Consider the following 21,024-nt stretch of genomic DNA (forward strand, 5'->3'; position numbering starts at 1 on the left):
CCACCACACCCGCCGTACCCGCCGCGCCATCGGCCGAGGCCTGCCGTGAATGCGGCCAGCGCTCGGCCGGTGCTTTGCCGGATCTGTGATCAGTCATGATGACCAGAGACTGAAACAGACCACTCCAGTCCACTTCAGCAATGGATCAGAACAGAGCAGACCGAGGGCGGTCCTTCTCGCACGGACTGCGGAAGGCCTCCTCGGGCAGACACACGGGGGCGTTGATGCGGGGATACGGCGAGACAGTGCTGCTGGACGTCTTGGCCGGTGCGGCCGGGGCCGCGCCCGGCGAGGGCATCGTCCATGTCGACGGGGACGGTGCGGAGAGAACCGTCAGCCATCGCGCGCTGTTCGCCGATGCCCTGCGCGTCGCCGGAGGATTCCTCGACGCCGGACTCGCGCCGGGAAGCCATGTGGTGCTGCCCACCGAACGCAGCGATGAGTTCCTGCCGCTCTTCTGGGGCGCCGTCGCCGCCGGACTCGTACCGGTACCGCTCGCCCCGGACGTACGCCGAGTGATGCCCGTGTGGGAGTTCCTCGGCCGGCCTCCGGTCGTCGTCGGCGCATCCACCGCGTCACTGCTCGACGCCCTGCCCGGCTCCGTTCAGTCCCTGGGGCTCGGCGAGCTCCGCCGGCATGCGGCCCCTCCGCACCTCCCGCAGCGGGTGCCCGGCGACATGGCGTTCCTCCAGTTCTCCTCCGGCAGCACAGGGGCGCCGAAGGGGGTCGAGCTGACGCACGCGGCCGTGCTCGCCAATCTGGCGCAGATCCGGGCCGCGGCCGGCATCAACTCCGGCGATGTCCTCGCCACCTGGATGCCGTACTTCCACGACATGGGGCTCATCGGCACCCACCTCGTGCCGTTGTCTGCACGGATCAGGCAAGTCCGGCTCGAACCGCTGACGTTCGCCAAGCGGCCCCTTCGATGGCTGGAGGCGGCCTCCCGGCACCGCGCGACGCTTCTCTCGGCCGCCAACTTCGCCCTGGCGCTCGTCGAACGGCGCGTACCTGCCGACGCGCTCGCACGGCTCGACCTGACATGTGTACGGATGATCCTGGTCGGCGCCGAGCCGATCTCGCCGGCCGTGTGGCGCGCCTTCACCGGGCGGATGCGGCCCACGGGGCTCCCGGCGTGCGCGCCCGCGCCCGTGTACGGCCTCGCGGAGTCCACCCTTGCCGTCACCTTCCCGCCGCCCGGGGAGGTCGCCCGGCCGCTCGCCCTGGACAGGGCCGCACTCGGACGCTGCCTCGCCGTGGACACCGCGCCAGGGCCGGACGCCGTGGAACTGATGGACGTGGGCAGCCCCGTGCACGGATGCACCGTACGCATCACCGACGACACGGGTCACCCCGTCGGGGAACGCCGGGTCGGCCACATCGAGGTCGGCGGACCTCAGGTGGCCCGCGGCTATCACCGGGCCCCGGAGGCGACGGCGGAAGCGTTTCGTGGCGAGTGGCTGCGCACGGGTGACCTGGGGTTCCTGCGCGAAGGGCGCCTCTGCGTGACCGGCCGGTCCAAGGACGTCGTCTTCATCGACGGGCGCACCCTGCACGCGTCGGACCTGGAGGAGGTCGCGGCGAACACGCCGGGGCTCGGTCCGTGCCCGGTCGCGGTCGTGGGGTCGACCGATCCTTCGGACGGCGGCGGCGAGCGGGTGGTCGTCTTCGTCGCGCCCGCGCCTCCCCTGTCCTCCGTGACCACCGAACTCCTGCACGCGGTCCGCGGACGGGTCCGCGCGGCCCTGGGCCACGACGACGTACGGGTGGTGGCGCTGCCCGTACGCGGCTTCCCGCGTACGACGAGTGGCAAGGTTCGTCGCGGGGTGCTGCGCGAGCGCTTCGAAGGCGGGGAGTATCCCGAGATCGCGGGGCGCGCCGCCGTGGGGGTGGTGGGGAGGACGACTCCGGCGGGCCCCGGGGACGCGGCGAACACGTCGGACACGGACAACCCTGCGGACGCGGCGCAGGCCGTGACGGATCCTTCTGGGGTGCCACAGCCGTCCGGCTCTCTGCCGCGGCAGCGGACTGGGAACACGTCGGAGCAGTTGGTCGATGACCAGTCGGCCGTACGGGGCGACGCGTCCGACGGCCGACCTGACCGGGGCGACCAGAGCGATCAGGGCCCCCTCGTTGTGCGCTCCGGCGGCGGCGCCGTTCCCGTTCGCTCCGGGCCGGTCGTTCCTCCTGACGCGCTGGTCGACACCACGGTCGAGGACGTCGACGCACCGCTGTCCCGGCCCGACGTCGAGACCGTCGTGCGCGGTGTCTGGGCGCGGGCGCTCGGACTGCCGGGCAGCTCGATCGGGCCGGACGACGACTTCCGGGCGCTCGGGGGCTCTTCGCTCAAGGCCATGGAGGTCCTGGCCGGGCTCGAGGACGCGTTCGGCAGGGCGCTGCGCCCGTCCGACGTCCGTGACCACACCACGGTGGCGGCCCTCGCCGGGCTGATTCTCGCCGGCGGCGGTTCCGCAGGGCACGGGGCCGGCGAGTCCCCGTCGCACGGGTCGGCCGCCGAGGACGAGGGGTCGTCCGGGACGTCGAACGCGCCGGGCGGGGGCGGCATCGCATCGCCCGCCGCTCCCCACGGGTCGGCGCAGGCCGTCGAGCCGTTGGTCGCCGTCTCCGCTCTCGCCTGCCGTTTCCCCGGGGCCGATACCCCCGAGGCCTTCTGGGACCGGCTCCTCGACGGCTACGACGCCGTCACCCCCGTACCCGACGGGCGATGGGCCGTTCCGGCGGACGGACCGGCGCGGTGGGGTGCCTTCCTCGACGAACCCGACGGTTTCGACGCCGGGTTCTTCGGGATCGGGGAGGAGGAGGCACGGGCGACCGACCCTCAGGCGCGGATCCTGCTGGAGCTCGCCCACGAGGCCCTGGAGCGGGCCGGCTATGCCGGGCCGCGGCGGCGCGGGCGCCGGGTGGGGGTGTTCGTCGCCGCCGGTGACAGCGGCTACCGGCGCGTTCTCGAACAGAGCTGGGGTGAGGACGAGTTGCCCGCCGCCGCCCTCACCGGGAATCTTCCCAACATGCTCGCCGCGCGCGTCGCGCACAGCCTCGACCTGACCGGGCCCGCGCTCGCGGTCGACACCGCCTGCTCCTCGGCCCTCGTCGCGCTCCACCTGGCGCGCCGCAGTCTTCAGGCCGGTGAGTGCGACATCGCCGTGGTCGGCGGCGTCCATCTCCATCTCACACCGGCCGGGTACGCGCTCCTGGAGAAGGCGGGAGCTCTTTCCCCGACCGGACGTTGCCACGCGTTCGGCGCCGCGGCCGACGGGTTCGTTCCCGGGGAGGGCGGCGCCGCGCTCGTTCTGACCAGGCTCGACGAGGCGCAGGAGGCCGGGGATCCCGTCCTCGCCGTGCTGCGCGGCACCGCCGTGAACAACGACGGCCGTTCCCTCAGCCTGATGGCGCCCAATCCCCTGACCCAGCGCGAGGTCATCACGCAGGCGTACCGCGATGCGGGCATCGCCCCCGAGAGTGTGTCGTACGTGGAGGCCCACGGCACCGGCACGCCCATCGGCGACCCTGTCGAAGTGCGGTCGCTCGCCCACGCCTTTCCGCCGCTTCCCGACGGACGGCTCCGGCTGCTCGGCTCGGTCAAGACGAACATCGGCCATCTCCTCAACGCCGCCGGAATGCCGAGCCTGGTGAAGGTGGTCCTCGCGCTGGGTCAGCGACGCCTGCCTCCGTCACCGCTCCGGGCCACGGCCTCACCTGCGCCCTCCGTGCCCTCGACGGTGGCGGCACCGGCCTCCACGGCGCCCTCGTGCTCGGCCTCGCCCTCACTCTCACCCTCGCCCGACCTGACCGGTTCCGGGTTCGCTCTGGTGGATGCCGTACGCGACTGGGAGGCGCCCGGCCCGCTCATCGCCGGGATCAACGCCTTCGGCTTCGGCGGGACCAACGCCCATGCCGTACTTGAGGAACCGCCCGCCCCGTGTCGGCCGGAACGGATCCCCGCGCGCGGGCCGCACCTGCTCACCCTGTCGGCTCATGGACAGGACGGGCTGCGTACCGCTGCCGCGGGACTCGCCGCCCACCTTCGTGACCGCCCCGGACTCGACGAGGGGGACGTCTGTGCCGCCGTCGCCGCAGCCCGTGACGAGGGACCCGATCGTCTCTCCCTCGTCACCGACGGCGATCTCGCCGCGCGGCTGGAGGCCGTACGCGACGGCGTGACGCCGGCCGGTCCCCCCGTACGGTCACGGGCTCGCCTCGTCCTTCTCCTTCCCGGGCAGGGCGTACGGCCGCACGGCCAGGCCCGCTCCCTGTACGCCGACGCGCCCGCCTTCCGTGAGGCGCTCGACGAGGCCTCCGGTCACGTCGGGGCGATCGGTGGACGCAGTCTCGCCGCGTGGTGCCTCGACGACGACGTGTCGTCGTCGCCCGACACGCTCGCCCGCACCGACATCGCCCAGCCGCTCCTCGTCGCGTACGGAGTCGCGCTCGCCCGTCAGGTGAAGGCCTGGGGCATCACGCCGGACGCCGTGGCCGGGCACAGCGTCGGCGAGATCGCCGCCGCCTGCGTCGCGGGGACGCTCTCGCTCGCCGACGCCGTGCGGTTCGCCGCCGAACGTGGCCGTCTGATGGCCGAATTGTGCGCCCCCGGCGCCATGGCGGCCGTGCGCTGCGACGAGGAGTCGGTCGCCGACCTGGTGGACCGGGCGCGGGGCTCGCTGAGCGTCGCCGCCGTCAACGGTCCCGAGCAGGTCGTCCTCGCCGGTACCGAGGCCGCTGTGGAGCACGCGATCGTCACGCTGGCCGCTCGGGGCGTCGTCGGCCGGCGGCTCGGCGTGTCCAGGGCCTTCCACTCGCCCCTGATGGATCCGGCCCTGGACGCGCTCACCGAAGCCGCGCGGACTCTCGTGCTCCGGCCGTCGGTGAGGCCGACGGGTTCAGCGGGTTCAGCGGGTTCGACGGGTTCGATGGTTTTGACGGGTTTGACGGGTTTGACGGGTTCGATGGGTTCGATGGGTTCGACGCCGCTGATCAGTACGGTCACCGCCCGCTGGCAGCCGGTCCTGGACCCGGCCCATCTGCGTGGCCATGCCCGGCAGCCGGTGCGTTTCGGTGCGGCGGTGGAGCGGCTGCTCGTTGACGGGTACGACACGTTCGTCGAGCTCGGCGCCGATGCCCTCGGTGGATCCGTGCGTGCCGTCGCGGCCGCCCACCCGCGCGGAGGCGGGGCGGTCGCCCTTGCCGCCGGGCATCGAGGTGGTGCGCGGGGGCTCCTTGAAACCGTCGGTCGGCTCTGGGAGCGGGGTGTGCCGCTGGACCGCACCGAGCTGGACGCCGGCCGGGCCAGGATCTCCGGCATACCCACGTATCCCTTCCAGCGGCGCCGCTACTGGCCGGCCTCCGCTCCCCGGCCCAGGCCGCCGCACGTGCCGCTGCCTCTGCCCCTCTCGCCGGCGCTGCCCCTCTCCCCGCCGCTGTCCCTGGCCCCGTCCTTGCTCCACCGGCTCGATTGGGACGACGCCCCGTTGACCGTCGGGTCCGGTCCGCGTTCCGTCCTTCTGGCGGGGCCGGATTCCCCGCTCTCCCGTGCGTTCGCGGACCGGCTCGAGGCGCGGGGTGTCGCCGTCGGCCGGGCGGCCGGGGACGCACTGGTCGGCTGGGAGTCGGCGACCGAGGACGGGCCCGCCCCCGAGGTCGTCGTGCTGCTCGCAGGTCCCGCCGTGTGCCCGGACTCCGCCGACGCGCTCGACGCGGCCCACCGTGCCATGGCGACCGGGCTTCAGAACCTCCTGCCGGAGCTCGCGCTCCACCGCCCGCGCGTGCTCGTCGTCACCGAGGACGTCCACGTCACGGGTGCGGGACCCGAGCGGCCACGCCCTGCCCAGGCGGTCCTGACCGGGCTGACCCTGGCGCTTCCCGAGGAGTTCCCCGGCCTGATCGCCCACAGCGTCGACCTCTCGTCCCTCGACGCGGTGGGCGCACGGCTCGACGCGCTCGACCACGAGCTCGCCGCCCGGCCCACCGTGCCGGACGACGATTCGGTCCTTCGCCCGGCGCACGCCGTCGCCTGGCGGGCGGGGCGACGCCTGGGTCGGACGACCGAGCCGGTCACCATGGGGTCTGTCACGGGGTCCGACTTGGGGCCTGGCACGGGACTCGGCACAGAGCCTGACACGGGACTCGGCGCAGGGCCTGGCACAGGAACTGATGCCGAGGTTGCGGCCCTGCCGCCCCACGGGACCTATCTGATCACCGGTGGGGCCGGCGGTGTCGGTGCCGCGTTGGCCCGCGACCTCGCGGGCCGGGGCCGGCCGACCCTGCTGCTGACCGGTCGCTCGGCCGAGCCGCCGGTCGGGCTGCTCGCCGAACTCCGTTCGCTCGGCGCCACCGTGGACTACCGAGCCGCCGACGTCTCCCGCGAGGCCGACGTCGACACGCTGCTCGCCGGTCTGCCGCGACTCGACGTGCTGTTCCACGCCGCAGGCGTCGTACGTCCCGGCTCTCTGCGAGCCAAGACACCCGACGAGACGGCCGACGTCCTGGCTGCCAAGACGCGGGGCACCGACCTGCTCGCCCGGGGAGTCGTCAAGCACGACTTGCACCCCTCCCTGTGCGTGGCGTTCTCCTCGGTCGCCTCGGTGCTGCCGGGCCTGGCGGGTGCGATCGGCGACTACGCCGCCGCCAACGCCTACCTCGACGCCTTCGCCGCCGCCGAACGCGCGGCAGGTCGGCCGTGGCTGGCGGTCAACTTCGCCGTGTTCGCCGATACGGGACTCGTCGCCCGGACAGGACTCGTCGCCGGCACGAGCCCGTCCGCCCGCAGCGCCGGCGCTGGTACGGCCGCCGGATCCCGTGCCGCGCGCGGGCCCGTACCGCTGGCGACCGGCGAGGCCCTGGAGGCCCTGCGTACGGCCTGCGGCATCGACGCCGCCCAGCTCGTGGTCGCCGACCTCGGCGGTCAGGAGGCTGCCGCGCCTCGTACCTCGGCCGACTTCGCCGTGACCTCGCCCCCCTCCCCGTACACGCACACCTGCACAGAGCAGGCCACAGCCTCACCGGCAGGCGATGTGTCGGACGTCCTGAGGCAGTTGCTCTCCGAAGCGCTCCACGTCTCCCCCGACGCCCTCGGCGACGACGTACCCCTCCTCGGCCTCGGGCTCGACTCGCTCATGGCCGTCGATCTCGTGAAGCGGCTGGAGCGGGAGCTGGACCGCTCCCTGCCCATCACCCTGTTCTTCGAGCACCGGACGCTGGGCGAACTCGCCCGCGAACTCGCCCATGAACCCGGCCACGAATCCGCGCATGTACCGGCATACGAACCCGCCCGCGAACCCGCCCGCGAACCCGGCAAGTCCGAGGAGGCGATGTCGGCGGACGTCGGCGTCCCCTTCTCCCTGACGCCGGTCCAGCTCGCCTTCCACACCCAGGGCGGGCTGTACCCGGACGTCCCCGCCTACGGCTACGTGACCCAGGACATCCGCGGCCCCCTCGACCCCGACCTGCTCGGCAAGGCACTCGGCCTGCTCGCCGACCGTCACGCGATGCTTCGCATCCGGTTCCTCCCCGGGGAGTCGTCGTCGCCCATCCAGTCCGTCGAACCGTCCACGTCGCACGACGACAGAAGGATTCCGGACTGGTACGAGGTTCGAGAGCTGCCCGGAGTCCGCAGCGCCGAGGAGGAGATCGCGCAGCTCGAAGAGGCCCTGTGCAACAGGCCGTTCGACCTCACCGTCGAGGCACCGATCCGCGCCGTGCTCGCCCGTGCAGAAGGCCGGGACGGCGCCGCCGGCGTGAACGGTTCCGCCGGCGCGAGCGGTGCCGACGGCGGGGCCTCAGGGCGCTTCACGCGTCTCGTGCTCGTCGTCCATCACGCCGCCGCCGACGGCTTCAGCCTGAACGTCCTCGGTGAGGAACTCTGGACCCTCTACACCGCCCTGTCGCTCGGGCGCGCCCCAGAACTCCCGCCGCTCATGACCGACTTCGCCGCCTACGTCGCCCACGAGCAGTCCGAGCGTTCGGACTCCGCCCTCGCCGAGGACCGGGCGTACTGGCGTGAGGTACTGGGCGGGCAGGGTGCACCGCTCGCGCTCCCGTACGACGGTGATCCGCTGGGCCACCCCGAACCCCCGCTCCTCGCGCACCGGATGACGCCCGGTCCCGACCTGACGGCCGCCCTCCGGGAGACGGCCGCCGCCCACGGCGTATCCCTCTTCCACCTGCTCCTCGCGGCGTACGCGCGCTGCCTCTCGCGGTGGAGCGGCGGGCGGGAGGACGTGTCCGTGAACGTCGCCAGGGCCCGTCGCGAGACGCGGCTCGTCGGCATCGACCGGCTGGTGGGACCGCTGGCCGACACCCTCCCGGTTCCCGTCCGCGTCGGACCGGACGACTCGGTGCAGGCGCTCGCGGTACGGCTCCGCAACGCGTGGCCCGAGAGCGAACGGCACGGCCGGCTCACCAGCCTGGACCTCGCCCGGCTCCTCCCGACGGACGGGGCGGGACCTCGTACCGCCGCGCCCGCGTCCTTCAGCTTCGCCCGGTTCCCGGTCGCCCTCGACCCCGACTGCCCTGTGGAGGTGCGTCCGACCTCGGCGGGAACGGCCTCCGCCGCCACCCGGCTCAGCCTGCTGTGCTGGGAGTCCGACGGGGAGCTTGCCTTCTCGTGGAACTTCCCGGCACGGCTCTTCGACCGGTCCACGATCGCGCGCCTCGCCGCCGAGCACATGGCCGAACTCACCGAGACGGCCGAACTCACCGCTGTCCCCCGGATCGACGGGACAACAGGCCTCGACGGGACGGGCACGCTCGGCGGGACGGGCACGCGGGCCGGGACGGGCACGCCGGACAAGCCGGAAGAGCTCGGGAAGACGACAGCCGAGGTCCACGAGATCCCTGCGGAGAGCGCGCCCTCCGCCGGTGACATCGTCGCCCGCCTGGGCGTCCAGTTCCGCGCGACGCCGGACGCGGTCGCCGTCGACACGGACGGCGCCACCCTCACCTACGCCGAACTGGATCGGGCGTCGGACGCCCTGGCCGCCCGCCTGCGCTCCTGCGGCGTGGCCCCCGGCGACCTCGTGGGCCTGCTGACCGAGCCCGGTGCCGACGCCGTCACCGGTGTGGTCGGCATCCTGCGCGCCGGTGCGGGCTGGGTCCCCCTGGACGCCGCCCATCCCCCCGCACGTCTGGCCGATCAGCTGCAGCGATCCCGCGCCGGGGCGCTCGTCTGCCATGCGGCGACCGAGGACTCGGCCACCGCGCTCGCCTCAGCGGCGGACATCACGCTGGTCACGGCCGGCGGCCCCGTGCCCGATCCGCGCTCCGCCGCTCCGGAGGGCGAGTGCCACGCCCCCGATCCCGACTCCCTCGCCTACGTCATCTTCACCTCCGGCTCCACCGGCCGCCCCAAGGCGGTTCCCATCACCCGCCGTTCGATGACCAACTACCTCGACTGGGCGCTCGCCACCTTCGGGTACGGCGAGGGCGACCGGCTGGCCCAGACGGCGTCGCTGTGCTTCGACGCGTCCGTACGCCAGCTCCTCGCGCCCCTCCTCGTCGGGGCAACGGTCGTCACCCTGCCCCGGCAGCTCCTCCGGGACCCCGAGGCGCTGCTCGACCGGGTCGAGCAGGCCCGGATCTCGGTGTGGAGTTCGGTCCCGAGCCTGTGGTCCCGGCTGCTCGAAGCCGCGGAGACGCGGGTACGGGAGGGCGGGCCGACGCCCGACCTGTCGGCCCTGCGCTGGATCCACGTCGGGGGCGAGGCTCTCCCGCCCGCCCATGTACGCCGCTGGTACGACCTGTTCGGGCCCGGGCACCGGATCGCCAACCTCTACGGGCCCACCGAAGCCACCATCAACGCCACCTTCCACATCATCGAGACCCGCCCCGCCGACGACGTACGGACCCTCCCCATCGGAACCCCCCTCACCGGCACGGAGGTCGACGTCGTCACCGCCGACGGTGGGCGGCGCTGCGCACCCGGTGAACCCGGCGAGCTGCTCATCGCGGGGGTGGGACTCACGCCCGGCTATCTGCACGCCCCCGAACTGACCGCCGTCGCGTTCACCGAACGCGACGGGCGACGCTGGTACCGCAGTGGCGACCGGGTCCGGCGCGACGAGGACGGCGTCCTCGAGTTCCTCGGGCGCCTCGACGACCAGGTGAAGATCCGCGGCCACCGGGTGGAACTCGGCGAGATCGAGTCGGCGCTGCTGACGCATCCGGCGGTCGCCCGCGCCGCCGCGGTCCACCGTGAGGACCGGCTGAGCGCCTTCGTACAGTGCCTGCCGGGTGTCACGGCTCCGGATTCCATGGCTCTGCGCGCCCACCTGGCGCGGACGCTTCCGGAGTACATGCTCCCGACCCGTATCCACGTCGTCGATGAACTTCCCCTGACGGGGACCGGGAAGATCGACCGCGCCGGTCTGAAGTCCCCGGTGACCGAAACGCCCAAGCCAGAGGGGGGCGCATCAGGGTCGCTCCCCACGACCTCGACCGAGGTCCTGCTGTCCCGCATCTGGTCCGAGCTCCTCGACGCAGGCGCGGGTGCGGGCGCAGGCGCGGGTGCGGGCGCAGGCGCGGGCGTGAGTGCCGGCGCGGGTGCCGGCGCGAGCGCGGGCGTGATCCGTCGCGAGGACGACTTCTTCGCCCTCGGTGGCGACTCCCTGCTCATCCTCCAGGTGTTCGCCCGGCTGCGGGAGACGATCCCGGCCCTGCCCCGGCCCACGGTCGTGTACACCCACCGCACACTGGCCGCGCTCGCCGCCGCCATCGACCGCGGGCCGACCGAGGGGCCCGCCGGGACGACCGATCAGGGGAGGTCCTGCGTCGTCGAGCACGCGCAGGGCGGACCCTTCTCCCCCGCCCCGAACTCGTCGCCGACCTCGACGTCGACCGCGTCGCCGACTTCGACATCGACCGCGTCGCCCTCCTCTTCCGCGTCTCCCTCGCCGTTCCCCCTCTCCCCCTCCCAGCGCGGGTTCCTGCTCGCGGAGGCCATGGCGCCCGGCTCGCCCACGGCGTGGCTCGCCTGTCTGCGGGTCGACGGGCCGCTACGACCCGACGCGTTCCAGCAGGCCGTCGACGCCTGCGTCGTACGCCACCCGATGCTGCGGACCGTGTTCCCCGCCGGGGTGCGCCCGCCCGTCCAGCAGGAGCTCCCGCCCACCCTCCGGCTCCCGGTCGCCTTCGAGACCCTCGCGGCGCCGGAACTCCTCGCTTCGCGGATCGCCGAGGAGCGCGAACGGCGCTTCGACTCCTGGGCCTGGCCGCTTCTTCGCCTGCGGGTGCTCACCCTCGCTCCGGACGAGCACGCGCTCGTCGTCCATGCCCACCACCTGATCGGCGACGGTTACAGCGTGGCGCTGCTCGGCCGGGAACTGCTGGCCGTCTACGACCGTGTCGTACGGGGCGAGGTCGCCGAACTCCCGCCGTTGCGGGGCACGTTCCGCGACCACGTCGTCCTTCGGGAACGCACGGCCGCATCCGGTGGCGCCTCTGGTCACCGGGCCGCCGCCCTTCTCGACGTGCCGTACCGGCGCCCCGTACTCGGCGGCCGTGCCGGGGAACGGGCGTCCGCCAAGGCCCCCGGGGCGCCTCCGTACCGCTCCGCCGGATTCACCCTGGCCGCCGACGAGGTCGCCGTGCTGCGGCGGATCGCCACCGAGGCGGGTACGACGCTCTTCGCCGCGGTCCTGACCGCGTACTACCGGACACTGGCGGCCACGACCGGGCAGCCGGATCTGGTCCTCGGTCTCGCCGTGTCCGGCCGCGACGACGCGCATGAGGACGCCCACCTGGTGTTCGGTCCCTACGCCGCGGCTGTACCTCTCCGGCCGGGTCTCAGGTCCGCTGCCGAACGTCCGGCCGGCCGCACGTTCGGCGAGGACCTCCGGGCCGTCGCGGCCGAGGTCGAGGCGGCCCGTGCCCAGGGGGTCCAGCCCCCGCGGAGCGACGGCGGAATCCCGCCGACTGCCCAGTTCTTCTTCACCTTCCTCGACTTCTCCGCGCTCGGGCCGATGAGCGGCGACACGCTGAGCGTGCGGTGGGAGGACGCCGACGCCGAGCTCGCGCCGCCGCCGGTGGGCACGGACACGTTCCTGGCGGTACGACCGGTCGGGGAGGGACGGTTGCGGGTGACGCTGCGCGCGGCGACCACGGCGTTCCCCGAGGAGGGGGCGTTCGACTCGTTCACCGGGGCCTTGCGGAGCGGGATGACCGAAGGTGCGGCCGGGGCGAAGCGGGGGCGGCCTCGTCCCTCCGTCGCGGTGCCGTCCCCCGGCGTCCTGGACTCCGCACTCGTCGGGTACCTCCCGCCGCCGGATCAGCTTGCCGCGTCGGCAGGGGTCGGCGGGCTCGAAGGCCCGGGCGGGTTCGGCGCGCGGGCAACCGCCGACGCGGCGGCGTGGCGTGAGCGGCTCCGGGAGTTGCTCTTCCCGGACGGCCGCCCACGGCTCATGGAGGAGATCGACACGCCTCTGGGACGCTCGGGATTCGTGTGCCTTCCGTTGTTCGCGGACGAGCTCGCGTCGACGTCCGACCTCGCCGCCCGGACGGCCCGGGCCGTCGAGCTGGCGGCGGCGTCGGGCGCCCGTTCCGTCTCGCTCGCGGGGATGATCCCGTCCCTGACCGCGTACGGCTTCGGTGTTCTGCGGGAGACGGAGGGACCGACGGCGCTGACGACCGGGCACGCGGCGACCGCGGTCTCCGTGGTCAAGACCGTCCATGCCGCCCTGGTCCGGACGGGCCGCGGGCTCGTCGGTCGACGTGATCCGGGTGATCAGGGCTATCGGGGCAATCCAGGTGATCCCAGTGAGGCCGGTGGCCTCGGTAGGCGCGGTGCTGATCTCACCGATCCCGCAGATCCCGCAGATCTCGCCGATCTCGCCGATCTCGCCGATCTCGCCGTTGCCGTGATCGGCCTGGGCTCCATCGGCAGTTCGTCGCTCGAACTGCTCCTGACCCTCGCGCCCGAGCCGCCCGCCCGACTGATTCTCTGCGATGTCGCCGGCAGTACGTCACGGCTGCGCGCGCTGGCCGAGGGCCTGATCGCCCGCGGTCTGGCCCGGAACGTGGAGATCCACGAGTCCGGACGATCCGCCCTCCCGGCAGCGGTCTACGAGGCCGATCTCCTCGTCACGGCCGTCAGCGGCGGCGGCGCGCCGCTCGACGTGTCGCGCCTCCGGGCGGGCACGATCGTCGTCGACGACTCCTTCCCCCACTGCTTCGACACGACGAAGGCGCTGGCCCGGATGCGGGAGCGGCGCGACGTCCTGATCGTCGGCGGCGGTCTGCTCTCGGTCGGTGCGGGAGGAGCGGGTGAATCCGTCGGCACGGGTGGGTCCGTCGGCGCCGGCGGATCCGTGGAGCGCCGTACGGCTCCGGGGCTGCCGCCCGCCGTAGCAGCCGGATACGCCGCACGCTCGTGGCTCCCCGGCACCATCGCCTCCTGCCGTCTGGAGTCGCTGTTGCACGCCGCCGACCCGGAACTACCCCTGGTTCACGGCCTGGTGGATGCCCGGCTCGCGCTGGCGTACTGGCGGGGGATGGGGTCGGCGGGTGTCACCGCGGGGCCGCTGCACCTCCTGGGACACGCCGTCGCCGCCGGGGACGGCGACCTCGACGGCTTCCCGCGCCGACCGTCCGGAGTTCCCGGAGGAATCCCCGGAGCCCCCGGAGGCCCCGGAACCCCCGGATGCCGCTGAAGGCCGTTGCACGCGCGAGCCCGAGCTCAGAGGTGGCTCAAGTCCCTTGATCAGCTGATTGCTTGCCGGGCAGGATCGACCGCACCATCTGACCAGTGGTTCCAGGGGGACAAGAACATGAGGATCAAAGAGACGGCTCTGTCGGCGTGCGTCGTCGCCGTGGTGCTGGGGGGCACGGCTGCCTGTACGCCGGACGGCGACGGGCCGCCCGCCAATGCCTCGGCCGCACCCACGAAGGTGGCCGGCACCGTCTGCAGGAACGGCGACTACACGTGGTTCAACGTGGACGAGCGCGACGTCCTGACCGGTGTCGCCGAGAAGGAGAAGGTCACCAGGAAGGGTGCCACGCTCACGCACAAGCTGATGCCGCTTCACACACCGCGTACCGCGGTCACCTTCGAGAAGGGAGCACGGGGAGACGCGAAGGCCGCCCTCCGGTCGCTGGCTGTTCTCATCGGAGAGGCGAGCGCCGATGACCACGGTGGGAGCCTCGAGTTCTCCGACGTCCGCAGGCCGGCACCGGACCTCGACAGCGGCAGCACCTCCATCGACGGTGTCGGAACGGTCGTGCAGTACGCCTGGGTGGAGCAGGTCACCGCCGACTTCCGGTACACCTGCGGGTCCGGCGAGCCGGTGACGGGCCGGGCGACCAGCTGGGTCATCGACGGCTCAGGCATCCTGAAGTGCTCCACGCCGATGAAGGAGGCGAAGGAGGGGGAACCGGCTCTGACGGCCGCCCGTCTCTCCTGCGGCCCCGACTCCCCGGCCGCCAAGACCTGATCGACCGGGCACGTGGTTCACCCGCCCCCATGGTGTCGGGGGCGGGTGAGCCGGACGGCCGGTTTCGGGGGCGGGTGAGCCGGACGGCCGGTTTCGGGGGACTACTTGGCGAGCTTGCCGTTCGCCGTGACGGCGAACCACGTGCCGCCGACGCCCTGGCCGTTCGTGTCGCCGGGGGTCTTGTCGCCCGTGAACCAGTAGAGGGGCCAGCAGTCGATCGTGAGCTGCTTCGTGCCGTCCGAGCGGGTGTAGGTGATGAGCTTCTTCGGGTCGATGCCCTCGACGTCGTTGAGGTCGACCAGCTTGGCGGGCCGCCACTTCTCGAGGCAGGCGCCCTCGCAGTTGGACTTCATGGGCCAGGCGGTGTCCTTGGTGAAGCGGTAGAGGGTGCGGCCCTTGCCATCGCGGATGATCTTGCCGAGCTTCGCGTCGTCGGCGAGCGAGAGGGCCGGGAGCGGCTCGGCGGCCTCCTTCACACCCGCCTTCTTGCCGTCCGGGGTGACGGCGAACCAGGTGCCGCCGACGCCCTGCCCGTTCGTCTGCCCCGGCGCGGTGTCCTTGGCGAAGCGGTACACCGGCCAGCCCGCGATGGTCAGCTGCTCGGTGCCGTCGGCCCGCTTGACCGAACCGGTCTTGGCGGCGTCGACGCCACCGGACTTGGTGGCGGAGGCGGGGACCGGAGGCCAGGCCTTGGCGCAGTCGCCGGCGCAGGCGGACGAGGAGGGGTCGGCGGTGTCCTTGTCGAAGCGGTAGAGGGTGAAGCCCGCCGCGTCGGTCACGAGGCGGCCAAGCTCGGCGTCGTCGCGGACCGCCAGCGGGCCGGAAGCGGTCCCGGCGGCGGCTCCGCTGCCGGAGTCCGCGCCGTTGCCGTACGCGTCGGCGCCGCTGTTGCCGTCGGCGGCGGGGGCGGCCGTCTGCGCCGGGGCCTGCTGCGGGGAGCCGTTCGTGGTGCCCTGCGTTCCGCAGGCCGTCGCCCCGAGCACGAGTGCGGTCCCGGCTGCGGCGATGGTGAGCTTGCGCAGGTTCATCATGAGAACTCCTCTTATCCGGTACTTCGTTGGTCTCTGTCGGCACCGGAAACACGCGGGCCGTACGGGGCCGGTTCAACGGATCCGGAAATTCTTTTCGGGGCCTCTCGCACGAGAGCGCCGGCCGGGGTCGTCCCCCGACCGGCGCCCTCGTGCCGGTTCCGCCTTCGTCCGCGCCAGAGCCTGCTCCTGCTCCCACGCGCCTTCGCCCCCTACACCGGCACGGTCACGAAGGTCTTTCCCGCCTCGTTCTCGACCACGACCGCCTGCACGTCGGCCGGGTCGACCGCCGCCGAGCCGTCCAGCGAGGCTCCCTTGCCCTCGCCCCCGCCCGGGGCCTCGCCCACGACCCAGCTGCCGGCCGTCGTCCTGGTGCCGTCGCGGCCGACCACGACCAGCTTGCAGCGCTCGCCCGGGGGCAGCCCGGTCACCGCCGCGTGGACACGGACCCAGGCGGCCGCCGGAGTCACCCGTACGGTCATCCGGGTGCCGCTGGCGGCGTCCGTGGCCGAGGCGACGCGGGTGCCCGGCGGCGGGGTGGCGGGGGCCGTCGTGGACGTCGGCGGCGGGGTGGGCGGCAGGGCGACCGGATCGCCGCCGCCCGAGGTCGCCGTACCGGCCCAGAAGACGCCGGCGAGTGCTGCCGCCGCCGCGAGGCCGATCAGCCCGCCGCGGCGGTTCCGCGCGCGGGTGCTCTCGCCGCGCATCTGGCGCAGGGTGCGCTGGAGGAGCAGGTCGCCGCCCTGGGGCGGGCCGTCGAGGAAGGCCTCGGGGGGCACTTCGCCGAGTGCCGCCTCCATCTCGCGCAATGCGGACACCTCCTCCCGGCACGCCGCGCAGTCGTTCACGTGCGCTTCCAGGCGCCGGGTGTCGGCCTCGTCGAGTACGCCGAGCACGTACGGGCCGAGGAGTTCCTCCTCTTCGTGCCGCTGCCGGTTCATGCGACCACCTCCCTGAGTCCGGCGGGCTGCTGCGGCGCGCTCGGCCGGTTTCCTTCTCTGAACGTCTCGCGCAGCGCCTTCAGCGCGTAGTGCGAGCGGGATTTCACTGTGCCGGCCGGGATGCCCAGGGTGTCGGCCGCCTCCGCGACGCTGCGTTCGCGGTAGTACAGCTCGGTGAGCACGTCGCGGTGCTCGGGCGACAGCCGGTCGAGGGCGCCGAGGACGGTCATCGTGTCGACGACCGAGTCGGCGTGGTCCTCCTCGACGGGGGGTGTCGCGGGGGATTCCGCCACCTCGGCGGGGCGGGCGGCCTTGGCCCGGTAGCGGTCGGTGATGATGTTCCGGGCGACGGTGAGGAGCCACCCGCGGACCGAGCCCTTTCCGTTGACGAGGGCCTCGGAGTGGCGCCAGGCGCGGATGAGGGTCTCCTGTACGACGTCCTCGGCGGTGGCCCGGTCGCCGGTCAGGCGGGTGGCGTACGCGAGGAGGGCGCTGCCGTGTTCCTCGTACACCGCCCTGATCAGTGCTTCGTCGGTCGATCCCCGCCTGCTGCGGGGCCATCGTGGTCCGGCCATCCCATCCACTCCGTCTGCGGTGCCAGCGTCGTCGGCGCCGTCCGCGCCGTGCCCAACACGTGGCCCCGGGGCGCCTGGTTCATGTGATGTGGGTCACTCCACCGTGCTTTCAGCAGTGCCGGCCCGTGTTGACGCAGGTGACGAGCTTCGCCATTCGGTCGTCCGTCATCACGTTGACGAACATCGCGTGGTCGGTCTTCGGGCTGTGGCGCTGCTCGGGGAAGGAGTCCAGGGCGATCGGCGCGTCGGCCGGGGGTGCGTCGTAGGCGAGGGTGATGCGCAGTTCGGGGACGGCGAAGGTGTCCTGGGGGCAGACGCCGTTGGCGGCGGGGAAGAGCAGGTGGGTGCGTTCGGGGTCGGCGGTGTCGAGGCCGTTCCAGCAGCTGGGGAAGACCAGGGTGCGGGTGAGGCGGTCGCCCGCCGGGCAGCGCGGGTAGCGGGTGGTCGCGCGGTCGGGGAGGCTCGCGCAGCCCCAGCGCGCCTTCACGCCCTCGTCGTTGCGGGCGGTGAACGCGACGGCGTCGCCGGTGAAGGCGCGCAGGAAGCGGGGCATGGGGACGACCTGGCCGGCCGGGTTGCCGTGGAACGTCAGGCGTACGTCGGCGGGGGTGAGGATGCGTCCCGTGTTGCCGTGACCCGCCGCCTTCTCGTACGGCCGTGTCGCGGGGAGGTCGGGGCGGCGGAGGACGGGCCAGTAGTAGGTGGAGCGGTCGCCGCCGCGGCAGGTGGTGGGGGCGGCGGCAAGGCTCTCGTCGGTGGAGAACGCGTCGGTGGAGCGGTTGCCGACGTAGGCGTGGGTGTGGTGGGCGCCGTGGCGGAGTCCGGGTGAGATCACCAGGTTGTCCTGGTTGTAGTGGCCTTCCTCGTTGCGGCCGCAGTCGACGGTGAAGGTGCCCGTCGAGGCGTCGGGGCCGGGGGGCGCCGCCTGGTGCCGGGTCGGCGGTACGTCGCGGATGTCGACGAAGTCGCCGGGCGCGGGCGCGCCGGACGCCGCTCCGGGCCCCGCGCCGGCCATCGCCTCGTGCGCCCCCTTCCCTTCGGACGCTCCCAGGACGGCCGCGGTCAGGGCACCCCCCAGGACCAGGCAGACCAGCAGAACGAGCAGTCGGTGTTCTCTCCCCATGCCGGTCACCGTCGCCGCTGCACACGGTCGGCGTCAACCGGGGTCCGTACGTCGGCCATGCCCCCACAGGCAGGGAGGCCGAACGTGACCATTCGGCGAAGGAGTTGGCCAGGGCACGTGTGTGACATGGAGGCGGTGCGGAGAGCTGTTTAAGAAACCTTGTTGAATAAGCCTTTACCCCTGGTTCGCTCTTGATTTGCTCCTGCCAACCCGAACAGGCTTCTCTCGAACGTTTGACGCCCCACACGTCAACACGAGGAGAGATCCACTTTCATGGCAACTCACAAGCGATCCCACGGACTTCGCAACGCGGCCATAGCCACGGGTACCGCGGCCGCGGCCGCCGCAGCGCTGTTCGCGGGCAATCTCGCCGGGGCCTCCACCCCGGCCGAGGGCACCGTCCACGGACTCGGCGCACCGGGCGCCGTCGACGGCAGCTTCATCGTCATCCTCGACGCATCCGCGAACAAGGGGGACCTCGCCAAGAAGTACGGCGGCAAGCTCGTCCGCTCCTACGGCTCCGAGGTCAACGGCTTCTCGGCGTCCGGTCTGTCCGTCGACGAGGCCAAGCGCCTCGCCGCCGACCCCTCGGTCGGGACCGTCGTGCAGAACAAGCGGTTCAGCATCAAGGAGACGCAGGAACAGCCCCCGTCCTGGGGCCTGGACCGGATCGACCAGGCCGACACGGCCGGCGACCAGAAGTACACGTACCCCGACAACGGCGGGGAGGGCGTGACCGCGTACGTCATCGACACCGGCGTCCGCATCTCGCACCAGGACTTCGGCGGCCGGGCGACCCACGGCTTCGACGCCGTGGACAACGACGAGACCGCCGACGACGGCAACGGCCACGGCACCCACGTGGCGGGCACCATCGCCGGCACCTCCCACGGAGTCGCCAAGAAGGCCAAGGTCGTGGCCGTCCGGGTCCTCGACGACAACGGCTCCGGCACCACCGAGCAGGTCGTGGCCGGCATCGACTGGGTGACCAAGAACCACTCCGGTCCCTCGGTCGCGAACATGAGCCTCGGCGGCGGTGCCGACGAGGCCCTGGACGCGGCGGTCCAGCGGGCCATCGCCTCCGGTGTGAGCTTCGCGGTGGCGGCCGGCAACGAGTCCTCCGACGCCGGCCAGGGCTCGCCGTCCCGGGTGCCCGAGGCGCTCACCGTGGCGTCCAGCACCAAGGACGACGAGCAGTCGGAGTTCTCGAACTTCGGCTCCGTGGTGGACCTGTACGCGCCCGGCTCGGAGATCACCTCCGCCTGGAACGACAGCGACACCGGCGTCAAGACGATCTCCGGAACGTCGATGGCCAGCCCGCACGTCGCGGGTGCCGCGGCTCTCTACCTGGCGGCCAACCCGTCGGCGACGCCGGCCGACACGGCCGCCGCGCTGACCGGGGCGGCCACCGCGGACGCGATCAAGAACCCGTCCTCCGGCACCGCGAACAAGCTCCTCAAGGTGACGCCGTAACAGCACGCCCATGACCCATCGGGGCCGGGCCCGCCCCCGATGAGCCGTGACGAGGTGGCCCTCCACACACCCGTGGAGGGCCACCTCCGTCCGTTCCGTGTCCGATACTGCAGGAATGCAGCAGACGCCGCCCGCCGCGCTCCCCGAGCCGATATCGGCCGACCCGCCGCACCGCCGGGACCTCACCCTGCTCACCCAGTCCTGGCTCGACCTGGCGTTCCTGCACTGGGCCGCGGACCCCGCCGACGTCGCCCCGCTCCTGCCCGCCGGCACCGTGCCCGACACCCACGACGGCGTCACCTACGTGGGCCTGGTCGCCTTCCGGATGCACCGCGTCGGCTGGCTCCGGCTCCCCGGGATCCCGTATCTCGGAACCTTCCCCGAGACCAACGTCCGGCTCTACTCCGTGGACTCCCAGGGGCGCCGGGGTGTCGTCTTCCGCTCGCTCGACGCGTCCCGCCTGATCCCGGTGACCGTCGGCCGGTGGGCGTTCCGGATCCCGTACGTCTGGTCCAGGATGAGCATCCGGAACGACGGTTCCACCGTGACGTACACCAGCAGCCGCCGCTGGCCCGGCCCGCGCGGGGCGCGCAGCGCGATCAGCGTGGAGATCGGCGAACCGGTGGAGGAGCCCACCGCGCTCGAACACTTCCTGACCGCCCGCTGGGGCATGCACAGCTCTTTCCGCGGGCGGCCGCTCTATCTCCCGAACACCCACCCGCGCTGGCCGCTGCACCGCGCCCGGCTGCTCGACTGCGACGAGACGCTGCTCACCGCGGCCGGCCTGGAGCAGCCGCCCGGTCCGCCCGTGAGCGTGCTCTACTCGCCGGGCGTGCCGGTCCGTTTCGGCGCCCCGCCGCGGCAGCCGCGGGTCGTGTCGATCCCGCACCCCGGGGACGGGGGCGGGTAGCTCGCGCGGTCTCAGCGCGGGGCGATTCCCGCCTCCGCCGCCGCCTTGATCCGGGCGCCGAAGTTGGGGGCGTCCTTGCGGGCCGCCGAGAGCGCCAGGCCGGCAAGGAGCTTGCCCACGCCGTGGCCTTCGAGGACGTTGTAGATCCGGACCTGGGTCCGGCCGTCGGTGAGCGGCTCCAGGTCGTAGCCCCCCTCACTCGCCGTGATGAGGTTCTTCGACACCTCGGCCCAGCGGATCTTCACGGGCGCTTCGAGGGCGGTGATGCGGAACTCCCTCGCGGTCTTCATCCCGGCGTCCTTGACGGTGCTCCGGAAGACGGTGCCCACGGCGGTCGGGGCGTCCGGGACCCGCTCGATCCTCTGCACCCGGGGGCTGAACTCCGGATCGTTGCGTCCGTCGGCGAGAAAGGCGAACACGTCCTCCACCGGCCGGTCGACCTCGAACGTCGCTTCGAACTGTCCTGTCATGGGCACCCCTGATCGGTCGAGCGGCGCCCACGCGCGCGCCTGCGCCTGCGGCGACGAGTCGTCCACCCT

General features: G+C 73.1%; 9 protein-coding genes. 4 read left to right on the top strand and 5 right to left on the bottom strand.

The annotated features are described in order from the left end of the window. Nucleotides 1–224: 224 nt before the first annotated feature. Both ACFQ79_RS15770 and ACFQ79_RS15775 read left to right on the top strand, forming a co-directional pair. Nucleotides 225–13,655 (top strand): amino acid adenylation domain-containing protein, encoded by a 13,431-nt coding sequence (locus tag ACFQ79_RS15770; RefSeq protein ID WP_383583482.1) that lies wholly within the window; start codon nucleotides 225–227, stop codon nucleotides 13,653–13,655. A 117-nt stretch (nucleotides 13,656–13,772) separates the two neighbouring features. Next, a complete protein-coding gene (locus tag ACFQ79_RS15775) occupies nucleotides 13,773–14,435 on the top strand; it encodes a hypothetical protein (protein WP_383583432.1) in 663 nt (220 codons plus the stop codon). 101 nt (nucleotides 14,436–14,536) lie between these two features. Here the strand turns inward: ACFQ79_RS15775 and ACFQ79_RS15780 are convergent, their stop codons facing one another. The 4 genes from ACFQ79_RS15780 to ACFQ79_RS15795 all read right to left on the bottom strand — a co-directional run bounded on the left by ACFQ79_RS15780 (nucleotide 14,537) and on the right by ACFQ79_RS15795 (nucleotide 18,102). After that, nucleotides 14,537–15,466 (bottom strand): SCO0930 family lipoprotein, encoded by a 930-nt coding sequence (locus tag ACFQ79_RS15780; protein ID WP_383583434.1) that lies wholly within the window; start codon nucleotides 15,464–15,466, stop codon nucleotides 14,537–14,539. Nucleotides 15,467–15,675: 209 nt separating this feature from the next. Next, nucleotides 15,676–16,404: a zf-HC2 domain-containing protein gene (locus ACFQ79_RS15785; protein ID WP_383583436.1), complete on the bottom strand. Its 729-nt coding sequence runs from the start codon at nucleotides 16,402–16,404 to the stop codon at nucleotides 15,676–15,678. Then, on the bottom strand, nucleotides 16,401–16,979 hold the full coding sequence (locus ACFQ79_RS15790) for a sigma-70 family RNA polymerase sigma factor (RefSeq protein WP_383583438.1): 579 nt from the start codon (nucleotides 16,977–16,979) through the stop codon (nucleotides 16,401–16,403). The genes ACFQ79_RS15785 and ACFQ79_RS15790 overlap by 4 nt, the downstream gene beginning before the upstream one ends. Before the next feature lie 109 nt (nucleotides 16,980–17,088). Beyond that, entirely contained in the window at nucleotides 17,089–18,102 is a 1,014-nt protein-coding gene (locus tag ACFQ79_RS15795) for a DUF1996 domain-containing protein (protein WP_383583441.1), read from the bottom strand. A gap of 273 nt (nucleotides 18,103–18,375) precedes the next feature. On the opposite strand from ACFQ79_RS15795, the gene ACFQ79_RS15800 reads away from it, so the two are divergent. Next, a complete protein-coding gene (locus tag ACFQ79_RS15800; RefSeq protein WP_383583444.1) occupies nucleotides 18,376–19,575 on the top strand; it encodes a S8 family serine peptidase in 1,200 nt (399 codons plus the stop codon). Between the two features lie 115 nt (nucleotides 19,576–19,690). Beyond that, entirely contained in the window at nucleotides 19,691–20,485 is a 795-nt protein-coding gene (locus ACFQ79_RS15805; protein WP_383583447.1) for a YqjF family protein, read from the top strand. A gap of 11 nt (nucleotides 20,486–20,496) precedes the next feature. Here the strand turns inward: ACFQ79_RS15805 and ACFQ79_RS15810 are convergent, their stop codons facing one another. After that, nucleotides 20,497–20,955: an SRPBCC family protein gene (locus ACFQ79_RS15810; protein WP_383583451.1), complete on the bottom strand. Its 459-nt coding sequence runs from the start codon at nucleotides 20,953–20,955 to the stop codon at nucleotides 20,497–20,499. Nucleotides 20,956–21,024 lie beyond the last annotated feature (69 nt).

The sequence above is a fragment of the Streptomyces sp. NPDC056480 genome (assembly GCF_042795405.1).
GTDB lineage: Bacteria > Actinomycetota > Actinomycetes > Streptomycetales > Streptomycetaceae > Streptomyces.